The sequence below is a fragment of the Enterobacter sp. PTB genome (assembly GCF_051130085.1).
Taxonomy (GTDB): domain Bacteria; phylum Pseudomonadota; class Gammaproteobacteria; order Enterobacterales; family Enterobacteriaceae; genus Enterobacter; species Enterobacter ludwigii.
Genome location: NZ_JBDKEE010000193.1, coordinates 1 through 241 on the forward strand (window position 1 = coordinate 1; position 241 = coordinate 241).

1 protein-coding gene is annotated in these 241 nt (G+C 54.4%); it reads right to left on the minus strand.

The window, feature by feature from the left end; all coding sequences use genetic code 11:
• Positions 1-241 (minus strand): type VI secretion system tube protein TssD (gene tssD / locus AAIR21_RS28210; protein WP_434682885.1); only part of this gene is annotated, 241 nt, incomplete at both ends.

Below are 241 nucleotides of genomic sequence, written 5' to 3' on the forward strand. Positions count from 1 at the left end.
TCCAGGTGATTTTTTCGTAGCGCAGCTCAAGCTGCTCCAGGTGGTTGTGCTTCTCGTAGGACGGATCCTTGATGTCGTGCATCACCGGGTTAACCTTCACCACCTTCACGTTCTCAAGCGTGGTGTTGAAGTACTCCACTTCCTGACCGGCATCGTTGATTTTGTACCATTTGAACTCAGCGGACGTCAGGGTCTGACCGGTGGTCACCGCCTTGTACAGGTACGGGCTGGAGGCGTCGAT